Here is a 15,632-nt window from a genome sequence, read left to right as displayed (position 1 = left end):
CTGCTTCCTGTCCACGATCCTTCAGCTTTCTTTCGAGTAAAAGTCACGCCAGAACTGAGCTGCGTCCACAACCGTTACATCGTGTCCAGACGAGTAAATTGAGTGAGATCTATCCCAAGCTCCTCATCAATATACGTAAACGTCTGAGCAACAGGTACCGGCTCGCCTATGCCTGTGGATTCGATCAATATGTAGTCAAACGAACCATCCAGTGCAAGTCGTTCTACTTCTTTCAGCAGATCTTCCCTCAATGTGCAGCAGATGCAGCCATTAGACATCTCTACAAGCTTTCATCTATACGGGATAATCCACCGCCATCCCGAATTAAGCCAGCATCGATGTTAACCTCACTAAGGTCATTTACGATGACCGCAACGCATGCCTTCTCGATTATGCAGCACGTGATTAAGTAACGTTGTCTTGCCTGCACCCAGATATCCGCTTAGGACGGTTACGGGCACTTTTCTTTTATTTGTTGATCCGCCATTGCTGCTTCCTCCAGTCTATTGGGTCTGTTACATTTGCACACGCTAATCCTTTTAATCGGTCTAGTATACTTTGTTCAAGTTGTTAATCGTAATTATTACGATTAACAACTTACAGAAATATATCGTATTTGTATATTGCTTGTCACTCCATGGCGTTCTAATCGTTCATTAATCGTAAAAATATTGATTAGAGCTTACAATGATGTATGTCCTGCACGTACAAGCATATATTCTAGCAAAGTCTCAGTTGTGGAGGTCTGTTTGTGATGAAGATGGCAGCCCATGTGAAGGTCTTAACCTTCCTTATCCCTTGTGCCTTTCTAGTTCCTGTACTTATTACACTTGCTCCTGATCTAAGTGCTGCTTGAATAGCGAAGCTTTGCAAAATATGAAAACCATTTTCGTCAGTATTTTCTTAGAGGCTGCCCCTTTTTTATAATGGGTGTGCTCTATCGTCACTTATGCAATGGTTCGTATCTGAAGAAATGGTGCGTAGACTCACCCAAAAACCCGATTGGCGGAGTGCTCGTAGCTGGTCTATTGGGCATTATTTTCCGATCTGTGAGTGCGTTGATCCCCGTCGTGCGGCGACTGATGCATAAAGGTATGCCCGCTTACATCGCGGTTACTTTTATTCTGAGTGGACCTGTGGTGAATCCCATTGTATTCACAGCTACGCTGCTGGCTTTTCCCTCTCTCCCGAAATTACGATTGCACGTATGGGCTTGCATTTGCAGTAGCAGCTTCTGTTGGTGGTTTAGTGTATATTTTGTACGTACTAATCCGCTCCGCACGCCAAAAGCAGCTATTACCGATGTGAAGACACATCCCGGTTTTAAGATGGACAACCACACTCACACGCACACGGAAGTGCTCACGACCACAATCATGTTAAAAATTGGCGTAGCTTCTTCATTCATGCTGGAGACGAATTCGTGGATATGAGCAAATATTTAGTGATTGGTGCCTTGATTACCGCGTGTATCCAGACTTTTATTAGCCGAAGCGACCTGATTTCCCTAGGTAACGGCCCTGTGGCTTCCTATGTTTTCATGATGGGGTTTGCCTATGTATTATCCTTGTGCTCCACATCCGATGCCTTTGTGGCTTCGGCGTTCTCACATACGTTTGCACTTGGTCCGTTAGTTTCCTTCCTTGTACTCGGCCCAATGCTTGATTTCAAAAGTACACTCATGCTGCTATCTACCTTCCGTACTCGCTTTGTTATTGACTAAGCCTAGCCATTATTACGCTTGTATTCGCAGGATCATGGTTGATTAATATGCTGGCATGAACCTGATTGTTATATGAAGGATCAATCAATAAAAGAGGTGAAGACAAGATGAACAATCCGGCTCAGACGGTCACGAGAAATATGTTCCACAAGCCAAATAACATCCAATGGCATAGTCTGATTCGTGCAGGCTGGATGGGTGGCATTGCTTTCTATATTTTCACCTGAATTCAACGGATTCTCTACATTATTACTTAGCACCTACGATGCAGAAGTTACTATTATGCTGTCCGATTCCCTTTTTATTTATTGCCATCATTATGGCGTGGCATGGTCTTTTCAGTAAAAGTGAGGTCCATTGCGACTGTGAACATCCACCACCTGCAGGCTTTGTCCGTAGTTCCGTCGTATACGGCTTGATTGCCCTTCCTTAGTATTTGGCTTCCTACTGCCAGATCAGGCTTTGGGTAGCTCTATGGCGAGCCAGAAAGGAATGTCGCTCACCTATGCGCCTCCGGAGATTCGGCGTAAAGAGCCTTTGCCTGAGGCCGCAGCCAAACTGAACGTGCAGGACTTGAGCCAACAACAGCCAACAGTTACGACGGCATCCACAGCTGACGTACAATTTATTCCTCCAGATGAATATAGTAGAGAATTTGCCGACTTAGCAGAGAAATTATATGAAGAGTCGGTTATCCAAGTCTATCCTGAGGTTTTCTCCGAAACGCTTGGCACGATCGACATGTTTCAGCGCCAATTTGCTGGCAAAGAAATCTCGTTAACAGGATTCGTATATCGTGACGAAAGTATGGAGCAAGAATCTCATTTTGCATTGGGACGATTTCTTGTGATGTGCTGTCCCGCAGATGCGGCGCCATTTGGTGTAAAGATTCACATTGAAGGCGCCAATACCTTTCCAACGGATAGTTGGGTGCAAATTAACGGCACGATTGGTTCTGCTCAAATCGATGGCAAAGACACCATTGAGATTCGGGCTACACAGGTTACTCCTGTGTCTGAGCCATCCACACCATACATTTACACAAGTGCAGATTCTATTGGCGTATGAGAAACGGAATAGCAATTAACGGAGCGGTCACTTCAATTTTGACGTCAACATGCAACGGTAAATACGAAATGCAAAAAACACACTATACGTTAATAGTGTGTTTTCTTTGTACATTTGTACAGTTTTATTGTTCTGTACTTCTTTATTGGGAGAAGCTATTTAACCAACCATTCCAGGCTTTCTTGTTGGCAGGCTTTCCAGAATCGTTTAACTTTATATACTCCAAAGCTGATCCAAACTATTGGATTGATTATCCCGATATTCTTGGATAAATTGGGCAGCATGGCTTTGTATACAACAATCTAGAGGAGAGTATGAGAGCGTGTCATTCGAGCTTCCATCACCATTGCCGTTCCCACCATTTATCAACCGGTGCTTCAGAAGGTACACGAGTTACAGCATGCTCATCAGTGTGAAGGTACCTGTATCTCCAATGTATGTAGGGTAACTAATGGCGATCTCTCAGTGAGACTATTGCCCACTCGACCATGTTTGGTTTCTCGAGTGTTGTAATTATACTTGACTATTCACAATTCCTTTCAGTGCAGGAATCGTAATTCTCGTTGGGAAGTTGCTAGGTACAGCTAAAGGATTATACTCAATGCTCTGCCCAGTGCTGTTATCTACGAAAATAGGCATGACTGTCTGGTAAGTCGATGTTATCTAATTCTTTTGGACTGCTGATCGATATGCTGCAAATGCATTGGGAAATTGCTGTTGTGAGAGTGCTTGGCCAAAATCGTCCGATGCGGATATTGCTTTAACTGTATCTTCCCGTACATGTTCGCATTGTACACTATATACAATAGTGAACCACGCCACTCATAAACGTACCAAGATCATATTTAGTTTCTCCTGGCCGGTTTGAAGTTTTTACGGAAGAAGGAAATAACTGAATTAATTGTAGTACCTTTTCTATGGTATGGTTTGCATCATTAATCGCGCACCTGCACCAAGTATTCATTCCATTTGTTCACCAGATACATGTGTGCATCCGATGACCATTGTAGACTGTACTTTCTATTTCGTTCCCCATAAATCATTGTAACCATCAATGGAAGACGTAATCTCAGATTTCGTCGTTGCATCGGCATCTTGCCATGGCGCTTTGTCAAAGTGATGCACCTGCTCCATAATAATACTAGGATCGATTTCGTTGCATTTCCGCAGCTGCCAGAAGCACGGTGCCACCCCATTGCATGATTGGCCCGCTTCCAGTTCACCTGGGGCAAACATTAGAACTTGCTGCTTCAGCCTTGAATTGCACTGTTGATGCGAATAATAGAATCATGATATAATACGATACTCTGATCTTTTAACAAATTTGCTGAGATTTGCTAAACAACGTTAACTCCTTACTCGTATGTACTTCATGAAACTCTACACATTTAAAACTCAGGAATATTTGGATCTTGTTATCCAGCCTACTTCTTCCCTCCTTAAAAGGTAAAATATAACTCTAATATTATCTCAAATCCTGATGTTTACGTAAATAAAAAATTACATAGCGAAGCAAGATAAACGTATTCTTGTTCTGTAAAAGAAAACAACCCCCGTACCTATGTCATACATAGATTCGGGGGTTGCATGCTCAACCGCATACTCGGCTGATTGAGTTTTAAATTATTCGGTTACGATATCATGCACCAATACAGGGGCATCTGCTTTATCTGCAATCGTAATATTTTCTTTAATCTTCGCGATTACATCCGCCACATCTTCACGATTAGCGTGGATCGTTACAAGTGATTCGCCTGCTTTGACAGGGTCACCCACTTTTTTATTCAACATCAGACCAACAGCAAGATCGATCTCGGACTCTTTGGTTGCACGACCCGCACCAAGCAGCATCGCAGCTGTACCAATCTCATCCGCAACAATTTCTGATACGAAACCGTCTTGGTCTGCAGGTACCTCAATGAGGTATTGGGCTTGTGGCAATCGATCTGGATGATCCACGACAGAAGCATCTCCACCTTGATTCGCCAAGAAATGTTTGAATTTCTCCAGTGCTTTACCGTTCTGGATCACTTCTTTCAATTTCTCTTCAGCTTGCTCTAGAGAATCTGCTTTGCCAGCGAGGAATACCATTTGGCGTCCAAGTGCCAGACACAGCTCTTCCAGATCTTTAGGACCTTTACCTTGCAGTGTAAGAATGGCTTCTTTTACTTCAAGTGCATTACCAATAGCTAGACCCAGCGGTTGGGACATGTCGGAGATAACAGCCATTGTTTTACGTCCAACATTGTTACCGATGCTCACCATCGCATGTGCAAGTTCTTTAGCATCTTCTGCCGTTTTCATAAATGCACCAGCGCCTGTTTTCACGTCCAACACGATGGCATCCGCACCTGCTGCAATTTTCTTACTCATGATAGAACTTGCGATCAGTGGAATGGAGTTTACGGTTGCTGTTACGTCACGCAAAGCATATAGCTTCTTATCTGCAGGCGTAAGGTTACCACTTTGTCCAATTACCGCTACCTTGTGCTCGTTAACGAGTCGAATGAACTCTTCTTTTTCAAGCTCCACGTGAAAACCAGCAACGGATTCAAGTTTATCTGTTGTTCCACCTGTGTGACCAAGTCCACGACCGGACATTTTGGCAACGGGTACGTCCAACGCGGCTACAAGTGGCGCCAGTACAAGCGTTGTTGTATCGCCCACGCCACCTGTGGAGTGTTTGTCTACTTTGATGCCTTCAATAGCGGATAGGTCGATCGTTTCACCCGAATTCACCATCGACATCGTCAGATCAGCACGTTCCTTGTCCGTCATATCGTTGAAAAATACAGCCATTGCCCATGCGCTGACTTGATAGTCTGGAATTTCTCCTTGTGTATATCCTTGAACGACGAAATCGATCTCTTCTGTTGTTAATTCTTTTCGGTCACGTTTCTTGGCAATAATGTCTACCATTCTCATGATGCTCTCTCCTTGTGTATGTTGATTTTACAGAACACTTTGTAGGGAAACCGTTCCGGTAATGGATCGTTCTTTCGATCGCTGTTGTCTTCACATTTCTCTGAATCACCTCTTATGAGGTTGAAATGTGAAGACAAAGGCGAGCGCTTCGCTTCTACAGAATCGACTCCATTGCCTCCACTCCGTGCTCCAAACAAAAGTTTCGATAAAATCAAATTATTTTTGGTGCAGTAAACCTTTATGCGGAGTCTGTTTCGGTTCAGGATCGTTCTTACGATCGCTGTTGTCTACCTCTACTGAGGTGGAAATGTGAAGACAAAGGCGAACGCTCGCTTCTACAGAATCGATTCCATTGCCTCCACTCCGTGCTCCAAACAAAAGTTTCGATAAAATCAAATTATTTTTAGTGCAGTAAACCTTTATGCAAAGTTCGTTCTGGCAATGGATGTTCTATTAGTGCGTGTTCAAAAAGGTCGGTTTTCAGTACCGAGAAGATGGGATGAAGATAGAAATGGAGTAGCGGAGCGTAGATTAAGCTACGTGAGCAACGGACATTTCGGCTGGATCCCATATTCGAAGCTAAGATGCCGTCAGGCATCCTTCGTAATCAAAAGCGGACTTTTTGAACAACCTCTATTACAAAGTAATTGCTGTGTCCAGTGCTACGACCATCATGTCATTGAATGTTTTTTGGCGCTCTTCTGCTGACGTTTCTTCGCCTGTGAGCAGGTGGTCGCTTACGGTCAGGATTGTAAGTGCATTAACGCCGAATTTGGCAGCAATGGTGTACAATGCTGTTGTTTCCATTTCTACGCCAAGCACACCGTGTTTCATCAATTTTTCCGTTACAGAACGATCGTCGCGATAGAAAGAATCGGAACTGAAGACGTTACCGACATGGATCTTCATGCCTTTAGCTGTGGCACGGTCATATGCTTCTTTGAGCAATGAGAACGTTGCGATTGGTGAGAAATCATATCCACCGAATACGTGTTTATTCATACTGGAATCGGTACATGCTGCTTGTGCAAGGATAACGTCACGTACACGTACATGCTCCTGCATCCCGCCGCAAGTTCCTACACGAATCAAGTTTTTCACACCATACTCACTAATCAACTCATTCGCATAGATGGCAAAGGATGGAATCCCCATACCTGAACCTTGCACCGAAATGCGGTGCCCTTGATATGTACCTGTAAAGCCAAGCATACCGCGAACCTCGTTGTAACATACAACGTCTTCTAGATACGTATCAGCAATGTATTTTGCGCGTAGTGGATCTCCTGGCAAAAGGATCGTTTCAGCAATATCTCCAGGTTTTGCTCCGATATGTGTACTCATAGAATAATCTCCTCCAATAAGTTGTATACGTTCGTCTATATAATGGACGAGGAACCGGAGTAACTATAGTTTACCCCGATCCCTGACCATGGTTTGCGTTTCAAATTCATGCGCTTGTCTGAAGTTTCGCTTCAGTTAGAATAGATTCCGTGGTTCAACCCCTACGGACTTATTTCAGATCCTTCAAGAAGCTTGTACCATACTCTGGCATTTTCACACCAAAGTTCTCCGCTACCGTTGCTCCAAGATCAGCAAAGGTACTGCGCAGATCAAGCTGTTTGCCCTCACTGAAGCGTGGGGAGTATGCCAACAATGGTACATATTCACGTGTGTGGTCTGTACCACGGTATGTTGGATCATTACCATGATCGGCTGTAATCAGCAACAGATCATCGCTTGTCATTTTTGCAAAGATCTCTGGCAGACGTGCATCATAATCTTCAAGTGCTTGTGCATACCCTTGTGGATCACGACGGTGACCGTAGAGGGCATCAAAATCAACGAGGTTCAAGAAGCTAAGTCCAGTGAACTGCTCGTCCATCGTTTCGGACAACTTGTCCATCCCATCCATATTGGAAACGGTGCGTACCGCTTTGGTCACACCTTCGCCATCATAAATGTCAGCGATTTTACCCAAAGCAATTACATCAAACCCGCCATCTTTCAACTCATTCATCACAGTGCGGCCAAACGGTTTGAGCGCATAGTCATGACGGTTCGCTGTCCGTTTCCAGTCACCTGCTTCACCCACGAAAGGACGTGCAATTATACGACCGAGCATGTACGGATCTTCAAGTGTAATTTCACGACAGAACGCACAGATCTCATATAGTTCCTTCAAAGGAACGACATCTTCATGCGCAGCAATTTGCAGTACCGAGTCAGCGGACGTATATACGATCAGCGCGCCTGTTTCAACATGCTCAGCACCTAGTTCATCCAGAATTTCCGTGCCGCTCGCAGGTTTATTACCAATCACTTTACGACCTGTTTTTTCTTCAATGCGCTGAATCAGCTCATCCGGGAACCCATTTTCAAACACACGGAAAGGTGTATCGATATACAAGCCCATGATCTCCCAGTGACCTGTCATGGTATCTTTACCTTTGGACGCTTCCTGCATTTTGGTGTAATACGCTTTAGGCGCAGCCGCTACAGGAATTCCCTCGATTTCTTTAATATTAGACATTCCAAGACTCGCCATATGCGGCATCTTCAGACCTCCACGTTCACGGGCAATGTGACCGAACGTATCTACATCAAAATCATCAAATTCTGCTGCATCTGGCGCTTCGCCGATTCCTACAGAATCCATAACGATTAGATGTACTCTTTTGAATGTTGACATGAATGAAGCACTCCTTCCAATAATCCAGCTTACAAGTACAGTCCAGTGATGATCGCAGACAGCACGCTGACAAGCGATGCACCATAAAGCAGCTTCAGACCGAAGCGGGCCACCACATTACCTTGTTTCTCATGAAGTCCTTTAACCGCACCGGCAATAATACCGATGGAAGAGAAATTGGCGAACGATACGAGGAAGACAGATACGATCCCGGTCGTTCTCTCCGACAATGCTGTTTGATTACTAAGATCAAGCATAGCTACGAATTCATTAGAGACCATCTTCGTTGCCATAATGCTTCCCGCTTGAATCGCCTCTTTCCAAGGAATCCCCATAACAAAGGCAAAGGGTGCAAACACATAACCGAGCAGTTCCTGGAATGAAATACCGAGCACCGCACTGAAAATACCATTAATCAAGGCAATCAGCGCGACAAAACCGATGAGCATCGCAGCAACCACAATGGCTACTTTGAATCCATCTAGAATGTACTCACCTAGCATTTCGAAGAACGATTGCTTCTCCTCTTCCTGAACCTCCAATATATCTTCTTCCGGTGTAACCTGATAAGGGTTCACAATAGAAGCAATGATAAAACCGCCAAATAGGTTGAGCACGAGCGCCGTCACCACATATTTCGGATCAATCATCGTCATATAGGCACCGACAATGGACATCGATACCGTGGACATCGCTGAGGCACACAAGGTATAGAGCCGATGTTTCGGCAATAAACCAATTTGTTTTTTTACGGATATGAACACTTCAGATTGCCCCAGAATAGCAGAAGCAACCGCGTTATATGATTCCAGTTTGCCCATTCCGTTGATTTTGCTTAATACCAGACCAATATATTTTATAACAAAAGGCAAGATTCGGATATACTGTAATATCCCAATCAAGGCAGAGATGACCACAATCGGCATCAGTACGGTCAAAAAGAACGGAGCACCTCCGCCATCTGCCCCAATGGTTACTAAATCACCAAATACAAACGCAATTCCCTCATTCGCATAGTCCAGCAATGCCTTAAATGCAGTAGAGAATTTGCCTACGAGATACGTACCTGCCACCGTATTCAGCAAGAAATATGCCAGTATAATCTGTAAAACAACCATTACCGCAAGCGGGCGGTAGCGAATCTGTTTCTTGCCGTTGCTGGCGATATAAGCCAGTCCAAATACAACGAGTAAGCCTAGTATAGCGATTAAAAATTTCATGTCATCTCTCCTTTGAAGGTAGTTAAGCCAGTTGTTCGATCAGCTCAAAGGTTCTATGCATTGTAATGTAATGAAAATGAATGTTTACGAAAATATAATGAAGCGCTTACAATACATCACTGCAAATTGCTACATTTTATGTGTCCTGCCTGTTTAACCCGCATAAGCTTGTAAAACAACGATTATGCGGGCATCCAGACAAGCTCAATTCGTTTACATCACTTCTTTAAACTGTGATTACAATCTAACTTAAACGAATGAGACAAAGTTCTGCTGATTAATAAGAAGCCGTGGATTGTCCGCCTTGCATGATTTTAACGCCAGAGCTTGCGCCAATTCGTGTTGCGCCAGCTTCAATCATTTTTTGCATGTCTTCAAGGCTACGAACGCCACCGGAAGCTTTCACACCTACATCTGGACCTACTGTACGACGCATCAAAGCGATATCCTCAGGCGTTGCTCCTCCAGTTGAGAATCCAGTTGATGTTTTAACGAAGTCAGCTCCAGCTCTTATAGCTGCTTGGCATGCACGTACTTTTTCATCATCAGTCAACAAGCAAGTTTCGATAATGACTTTGACCAACGCTTTACCTGCTGCTGCTTCAACCACTGCACGAATGTCTTGCTCAACGTAATCGTCTTTGCCATCTTTCAATGCACTAATGTTAATAACCATATCCACTTCAGTTGCACCTTTGGCAATAGCATCTGTCGTTTCGAATGCTTTCGTTTCCGAAGTAGAAGCCCCCAATGGGAAACCAATAACAGTACAGATATCAACGCCAGTACCTTTTAATTGTTCAGCAGCATAAGCAACCCAACCTGGATTTACACATACAGATGCAAATTGATATTGTTTTGCTTCCTCAGTCAGTTTAACCATCTCGCTCTGTGTAGCGTCTGCACGAAGCAAGGTATGGTCGATCATTTTAGCTAATTGTAGTGTAGTCATTCAATATCTCTCCCTTTATATAAACGATGTATTCTATACCTTACACTAACATGAACATATGTAATAATCAAACTGAACTTTTGTTCACGTCGTGCTATTGAGATTCTAACGATGACAAAGTCTTATTTATACTTACCCAAGGGCTGCACATCTTAGCTTTTACTCTACACAGCAAAACATCCACCATGTGAACATGGCAGATGTTGTCACTCTTATAACTAAAGACGAAGCAATGCTTGGGCTGTGTACTGATCCGTAACCAGAATGTTCGCATACTGTCCCTTTAGTGCGGCATGAATCGCTTCAATTTTGCGTTGGCCACCAGCGACAAGAATAGACTTCTCCTTATTTTTCAGCTCAGACAGGTCGATGCCTACGGTTCTGCTATTAATCTCTTCACTGATTAGCTTGCCTTCACTATTGAAGAAACGAGAGCATATATCACCCGCTCCAGTATGTATCAGCAATTGCTGCTCCTCTTCACTGAAATAACCGAGCTTGAACAAAAGTGCATCTTCCTTCACAGTACCGACCGTAAAAATAGCTATATTCGCCTGCCGGCCTAGCTCCACAATTCTACCGATGTGCCGATCAGCCTCCACCATGTTCTTCACTTCGATAGAATCAAAGATCACCGGGAGCGGTAAATATCGTGGGACGGTATGGAACGCTTCAGCAAATAGATGAACAATCTCGGCTGCATAGGTATTCACATGCGAGTGGCTTACGCCTCCCTTTAATTGAACAACCTCTACGCCCTTAACCTGCTTAGGACGAAGCTGGCGAGCGACGGCATGCATCGTTGTTCCCCACGTTACACCAATAATGTCCGCATCTTGAACGGTATCCTGCAGATAATCAGCAGCTCTCTTACTAATCTGCTTCTGTATCTCTTCATCACTTTTCAGAGGTGCAAAACATACAAGCGCTGTTTCGAGATCATACTTGGCTTTTAATTCCCAGCGATAATATCGATATCTTCTAAGGGATCCATAATCTCAATTCGGACATAACCCCGGTCTTTGGCATACTGCAGCAACCGGGACACGGTTGGACGTGACACACCGAGCCTGCCGGCAATATCCTGCTGGCTATAATCAGACTGATAATACAATTTAGCTGCTTCTATACTTAGTCGCTGTTTCTCCAGATCTATTCCCATGTGTGCTCAACCCACTCATCTTCGTTATCGTTAGAAACCATACGTATCTTGTACATCTTATACATACATTATCAAAATAACCCTAGACAAACAACTAATAGAGGTTGTTCAAAAATTCCGCTTTTGATTACGAAGGATGCGCTAGCGGCATCTCAGCTTCGAATATGGGATTCAGCCTAATCCGAGTCATACCCTACAGACATCTTCAATTCAATTCAAAAAAGCCCACTTGCTTATCTCTCCATAGAAAGAAGCAAGTGGGCATGTGTATATATTTAGTATGAAAATGAAGTGAATTAAGATTGACCAGAATTAGATCTGCTCATGGTCTCAAGCTTTCGTGTAATTGCGGTACGATCTACTTTCAAGCCCCAGATGGATTCAATAATCTGTTCTTTATCCTCAGCATCCTCTGCATGCTTCAATTGAATTAACAACGCATGCATCTGCTCATTTATATCTTCAAACTGCATCCATAGGTCATGTCTTACTGCCATAGAATCCAGATGGCGATTAGCTTCAACTTCTTCTTTCAATGCAGCTAGGATGGATTGCTCCCATTCTGTGTCCCCTAGTTGCTTAGCCATATTCAGGAGATCCAGATAATCGTCAACAAGAAGCGAGTTCAATTCGGCATGTGTTTTCATCGTTTATTGCATCCCCTTTTCGTCTATTTACCAAGTATTATACTCGGTAATTCAGGATATGCAATAGGTGACGAAAAAAGACGGAATGAATTAGCTTTCAGATTGTAGAGCCAGAGCCACTTCACGAACGAGACCAGGAAACCAGTCTTCCAAAGATTCGAACGTATAACCTGCTTGTTCAGCCTTATCAGTATTCATCGTCCAGGATTCACTTATGCCAAAAGGTGACATATCTTCCTCACCTGTCTCTGATAGGATCTGGGACTGCATCCCCGTTACGGATTCAATGAGCTTCATCATTTCTGACAACTTGATGGCACCTAGGGAGGCAGCATTAACAGGCCCAGTAATGGAAGAATGTCCAAGCCAGGCGAGGAATCTAGCTGCTTCTGTAGAATTAATGAATCCAATCTCCGCTTCCGGATTCGGCATGCCGATCGGTTTTCCCTTTTGCACATGTTCAATATGAAAATGCAATCGTTTTGTATAATCATCGATCCCTAATACAATTGGAATTCGCATGGCAACAACCGGAAAATTGGCTTCCTGAAAAAATACAGCCTCCGCAAGACGTTTACCTTCCCCATAAGAAAACTGCTCATGATTTCCATATTGCAGCGGATAAGTATACGGATCAAAATCCTCCTCCGTAAATCCGGGTTTAGGATCACCGTAAACGGAGAGTGTAGAGGTTAGCACATATCTTTTGGTACGACCCGCAAATGCTTCACATGCCGATTTGGCTGCATCGGGTGAGTAACAGATATTGTCATACACCACATCCCACTGGTCTGTTTGAGCAACCTTTGCGAGTGATTGTGGATCTTCACGATCCATCTTAATCCGGTTCACTTCATTCCCGAAATCCACACGTGTTTTGCCCCGAGTCGCAACTGTAATCTGAGATTTCCCTTCCCACAGCAAATGATCCACCAGACGTTTGCCGAAGAACCGTGTGCCCCCAAGAATTAATACCTTTTGCATCCGTTAACCCTCCTTCTAACTATTTATCATTTGGGAAAACAAGTCCGATTTGTTTTCGAATCCGATCCATAACTACCATCGTTTCATATGAACGTTCATACGTATTCATGTCCGATTCCTGTTTACCTGCTTGAACCAGATTTACGAACTCTTGAACTTCATAGAACATCGTTGGATAAATTTGCTCTGTTTCGAGCTTCTCCACTGTACCATCATTGTAACGAATCTCCGCTTGTTCGGGCGAACCAATTTTATCAATCAGAATACTGCCCAGCTCACCCATAATTTCAGTAGGTACATGGGAATTAGAGATTTTGGAATAGGTCACAACCGCGTCCATCTCATCATAATTCAGAATAACACTTCCCTGACCATCCACACCGGATGCCAACATATACGCCTGAGACTGTACTTGATTAGGTGCACCAAACAGCGTAATCAATGGATATAGACAATATACGCCCAGATCCATAAGTGCGCCATTGGCTAGTTCTGGCTTAAACGCGTTGAGGACAATGCCCTCCTTGTACTTGTCATAGCGTGAAGAGTACTGGGAGTATCCTGCTACATACTTGCGAACAGGGCCAATTTTGTGAAGGTTCGATTGAACCGTTTTGAACGTCGGTACTAGTGTGGATTTCATTGCTTCCATTAGCAGAACCCCTGATTCATGAGCAGCATCCACTAATCGGCGAACTTCTGCACTATTGGCAGCTAGCGGTTTCTCGCACAAAACATGCTTCTTATTTCTTAGAAATAACTCTGCCTGCTCCGCATGATATGTATTAGGCGTTGCGATATATACAGCATCAATCTCATCACTTGCTGCCATCTCTTCCATGTTCGTGAATCGGTGTGGTGCCCTGTATTGGTCTGCAAAAGTATCTGCTTTCTCAGCACTTCGCGAATATACGGCAGTCAGTGTGAAACCCTCCACATGTGCTGCGGCCTCAAGTAACCTTTCTGTAATCCAGTTGGTGCCTACGACTCCGAAACGTACCATGCTTACCTACCTCTTTCATTTCTATATTATTGTCCATTGTAGCCTAAATTTCGTACAGAATGAAGTCACCCTGCTTGTCACAACAAACAGGAACAGCCTGGAATCCTTATACAAGGAGACCAGGCTGCGAATCGTAACATGATTTAACTTATTGATCAAGCGTGAATAGAGGAAGATTCTCCGGTAATGCCGCCGGACGCTGACAAGTGCTTTTCATTTGATAAAATGTCTGATCATCCGATGAATCATGGAATGCCCACATTGCTTCTAACACATGGTACGCAAGCTCTCCACTCGCTCGATGTGCTCGCCCACTATGCGCTGCATATGCCATATCCGCTACACCAATTCCGCGCGTATTTTCCTGGTAACCAGGCAGTAGAGGTACCTCTGTCCACTCTTGTTCTCCCAGAAGTCTATAACGGACTGGCCCTCCGAAGGTATTAGGGTCAGGCACCTGTAATGTGCCATGCGTACCATAGATCTCAATCGGAGGCAACACACTGCCACCAAACACATCAAAGCTTGTAATGAGCGTGCCAATAGCACCTTGTTCGAACTGCAGCAGTCCTGTTACATGTGTTGGAATTTCAACAGGAATGGTTTGTCCTCGTTTTTTCTCACTCGTAATTGTCCGTTCATTCATTGCTTTACCCGTCATACCAGCGATGGTTGAGATCGGGCCCAGAAGTTGCACCAGTGCTGTAAGATAGTACGGTCCCATATCGAACATCGGACCGCCACCTGATGCATAATAGAACTCAGGGTCTGGATGCCAGTGCTCGTGACCTCGACCCATCATGAAAGCCGTTGCCGAAACAGGTTTGCCAATCACACCTTCTTCAACTAGTTTAAGGGCAGTTTGAATGCCTGAACCGAAGAACGTCTCGGGGGCACAGCCCACCAACAATCCTTTTCGTTTGGCTGTCTCTAATACGGCAAGACCTTCTTCACGAGTAACCGCAAGAGGTTTCTCTACATACACATGTTTGCCCGCTTCCAGTGCTTGCAGACATACATTCGCATGAACGGAAGGAATCGTTAGATTGATAATCAGTTCGATCTCAGGATCCGCCAGTATCTCTTCTACCGTATACACTTTAGGAACTTGATAAGCTGCTGCTTGTTCCTCAGCTCGCTTCTGATCTAGATCTGCAACTGCCACGAGTTCAAGTACATCAAACCGATGACAATTCTCCATATAAATGCCGCTGATTTTACCACAGCCAATAATGCCAACTTTCATAACGCTCATA

Annotated in this window: 14 protein-coding genes and 2 pseudogenes; 4 read left to right on the top strand and 12 right to left on the bottom strand. The window is 44.1% G+C overall.

Annotated features, from left to right (window positions below; translation table 11 throughout):
• Positions 1-74 precede the first annotated feature (74 nt).
• Positions 75-401: pseudogene (locus DMB88_RS31265) on the bottom strand (GTP-binding protein).
• Between the two features lie 525 nt (positions 402-926).
• Here DMB88_RS31265 and DMB88_RS31260 point away from each other — a divergent pair.
• From DMB88_RS31260 to DMB88_RS16015, 4 genes are all read left to right on the top strand, one after another.
• Positions 927-1,433, top strand: coding sequence for a permease (locus tag DMB88_RS31260; protein WP_254438198.1), 507 nt, complete (start codon positions 927-929; stop codon positions 1,431-1,433).
• Entirely contained in the window at positions 1,430-1,723 is a 294-nt protein-coding gene (locus DMB88_RS31255; RefSeq protein WP_254438648.1) for a permease, read from the top strand. The genes DMB88_RS31260 and DMB88_RS31255 overlap by 4 nt, the downstream gene beginning before the upstream one ends.
• Before the next feature lie 265 nt (positions 1,724-1,988).
• Complete coding sequence (locus tag DMB88_RS32060) at positions 1,989-2,156, top strand: hypothetical protein (protein WP_368028196.1); 168 nt, start codon at positions 1,989-1,991, stop codon at positions 2,154-2,156.
• 41 nt (positions 2,157-2,197) lie between these two features.
• Positions 2,198-2,791 (top strand): TIGR03943 family putative permease subunit, encoded by a 594-nt coding sequence (locus tag DMB88_RS16015; RefSeq protein WP_368028195.1) that lies wholly within the window; start codon positions 2,198-2,200, stop codon positions 2,789-2,791.
• 1,020 nt (positions 2,792-3,811) lie between these two features.
• Here the strand turns inward: DMB88_RS16015 and DMB88_RS16010 are convergent.
• The 11 genes and pseudogenes from DMB88_RS16010 to DMB88_RS15960 all read right to left on the bottom strand — a co-directional run bounded on the left by DMB88_RS16010 (position 3,812) and on the right by DMB88_RS15960 (position 15,631).
• The gene (locus DMB88_RS16010) at positions 3,812-4,027 is read right to left on the bottom strand and encodes a hypothetical protein (protein WP_128102169.1); all 216 of its coding nucleotides are present in this window, start codon (positions 4,025-4,027) and stop codon (positions 3,812-3,814) included.
• Positions 4,028-4,414: 387 nt separating this feature from the next.
• Positions 4,415-5,716, bottom strand: coding sequence for a pyrimidine-nucleoside phosphorylase (locus tag DMB88_RS16005; protein ID WP_128102168.1), 1,302 nt, complete (start codon positions 5,714-5,716; stop codon positions 4,415-4,417).
• Between the two features lie 636 nt (positions 5,717-6,352).
• Positions 6,353-7,060 (bottom strand): purine-nucleoside phosphorylase, encoded by a 708-nt coding sequence (gene deoD / locus DMB88_RS16000; RefSeq protein WP_056691414.1) that lies wholly within the window; start codon positions 7,058-7,060, stop codon positions 6,353-6,355.
• Between the two features lie 169 nt (positions 7,061-7,229).
• Positions 7,230-8,408, bottom strand: coding sequence for a phosphopentomutase (gene deoB, locus DMB88_RS15995; protein WP_128102167.1), 1,179 nt, complete (start codon positions 8,406-8,408; stop codon positions 7,230-7,232).
• A 29-nt stretch (positions 8,409-8,437) separates the two neighbouring features.
• Positions 8,438-9,628 carry a NupC/NupG family nucleoside CNT transporter gene (locus tag DMB88_RS15990; protein WP_128102166.1) on the bottom strand — a complete coding sequence of 397 codons (1,191 nt, stop codon included), beginning with the start codon at positions 9,626-9,628 and terminating at the stop codon, positions 8,438-8,440.
• Positions 9,629-9,905: 277 nt separating this feature from the next.
• Complete coding sequence (gene deoC, locus DMB88_RS15985) at positions 9,906-10,580, bottom strand: deoxyribose-phosphate aldolase (protein ID WP_128102165.1); 675 nt, start codon at positions 10,578-10,580, stop codon at positions 9,906-9,908.
• A gap of 218 nt (positions 10,581-10,798) precedes the next feature.
• Positions 10,799-11,736 (bottom strand): annotated as a pseudogene (locus DMB88_RS15980) (sugar-binding transcriptional regulator).
• Between the two features lie 302 nt (positions 11,737-12,038).
• Positions 12,039-12,389, bottom strand: a complete 351-nt coding sequence (locus tag DMB88_RS15975; RefSeq protein WP_128102164.1) for a hypothetical protein — start codon at positions 12,387-12,389, stop codon at positions 12,039-12,041.
• 90 nt (positions 12,390-12,479) lie between these two features.
• Complete coding sequence (locus DMB88_RS15970) at positions 12,480-13,373, bottom strand: NAD-dependent epimerase/dehydratase family protein (RefSeq protein ID WP_128102163.1); 894 nt, start codon at positions 13,371-13,373, stop codon at positions 12,480-12,482.
• A gap of 19 nt (positions 13,374-13,392) precedes the next feature.
• Positions 13,393-14,376: a Gfo/Idh/MocA family protein gene (locus DMB88_RS15965; RefSeq protein WP_128102162.1), complete on the bottom strand. Its 984-nt coding sequence runs from the start codon at positions 14,374-14,376 to the stop codon at positions 13,393-13,395.
• A 148-nt stretch (positions 14,377-14,524) separates the two neighbouring features.
• On the bottom strand, positions 14,525-15,631 hold the full coding sequence (locus tag DMB88_RS15960) for a Gfo/Idh/MocA family protein (protein ID WP_128102161.1): 1,107 nt from the start codon (positions 15,629-15,631) through the stop codon (positions 14,525-14,527).
• Position 15,632: the final 1 nt, after the last annotated feature.

Origin of the sequence: Paenibacillus sp. DCT19, from assembly GCF_003268635.1 — a bacterium.
Lineage (GTDB): Bacteria > Bacillota > Bacilli > Paenibacillales > Paenibacillaceae > Paenibacillus.
This window is presented reverse-complemented; position numbering and strand designations above follow the sequence as displayed.

What these genes read in the sequence shown, in the direction of transcription:
- DMB88_RS31260 (WP_254438198.1), top strand. Translation starts at nt 927, where the DNA reads ATGGGTGTGCTCTATCGTCACTTATGCAATGGTTCGTATCTGAAGAAA.
- DMB88_RS31255 (WP_254438648.1), top strand. Translation starts at nt 1,430, where the DNA reads ATGAGCAAATATTTAGTGATTGGTGCCTTGATTACCGCGTGTATCCAG.
- DMB88_RS32060 (WP_368028196.1), top strand. Translation starts at nt 1,989, where the DNA reads ATGCAGAAGTTACTATTATGCTGTCCGATTCCCTTTTTATTTATTGCC.
- DMB88_RS16015 (WP_368028195.1), top strand. Translation starts at nt 2,198, where the DNA reads ATGGCGAGCCAGAAAGGAATGTCGCTCACCTATGCGCCTCCGGAGATT.
- DMB88_RS16010 (WP_128102169.1), bottom strand. Translation starts at nt 4,027, where the DNA reads ATGTTTGCCCCAGGTGAACTGGAAGCGGGCCAATCATGCAATGGGGTG.
- DMB88_RS16005 (WP_128102168.1), bottom strand. Translation starts at nt 5,716, where the DNA reads ATGAGAATGGTAGACATTATTGCCAAGAAACGTGACCGAAAAGAATTA.
- deoD (WP_056691414.1), bottom strand. Translation starts at nt 7,060, where the DNA reads ATGAGTACACATATCGGAGCAAAACCTGGAGATATTGCTGAAACGATC.
- deoB (WP_128102167.1), bottom strand. Translation starts at nt 8,408, where the DNA reads ATGTCAACATTCAAAAGAGTACATCTAATCGTTATGGATTCTGTAGGA.
- DMB88_RS15990 (WP_128102166.1), bottom strand. Translation starts at nt 9,628, where the DNA reads ATGAAATTTTTAATCGCTATACTAGGCTTACTCGTTGTATTTGGACTG.
- deoC (WP_128102165.1), bottom strand. Translation starts at nt 10,580, where the DNA reads ATGACTACACTACAATTAGCTAAAATGATCGACCATACCTTGCTTCGT.
- DMB88_RS15975 (WP_128102164.1), bottom strand. Translation starts at nt 12,389, where the DNA reads ATGAAAACACATGCCGAATTGAACTCGCTTCTTGTTGACGATTATCTG.
- DMB88_RS15970 (WP_128102163.1), bottom strand. Translation starts at nt 13,373, where the DNA reads ATGCAAAAGGTATTAATTCTTGGGGGCACACGGTTCTTCGGCAAACGT.
- DMB88_RS15965 (WP_128102162.1), bottom strand. Translation starts at nt 14,376, where the DNA reads ATGGTACGTTTCGGAGTCGTAGGCACCAACTGGATTACAGAAAGGTTA.
- DMB88_RS15960 (WP_128102161.1), bottom strand. Translation starts at nt 15,631, where the DNA reads ATGAGCGTTATGAAAGTTGGCATTATTGGCTGTGGTAAAATCAGCGGC.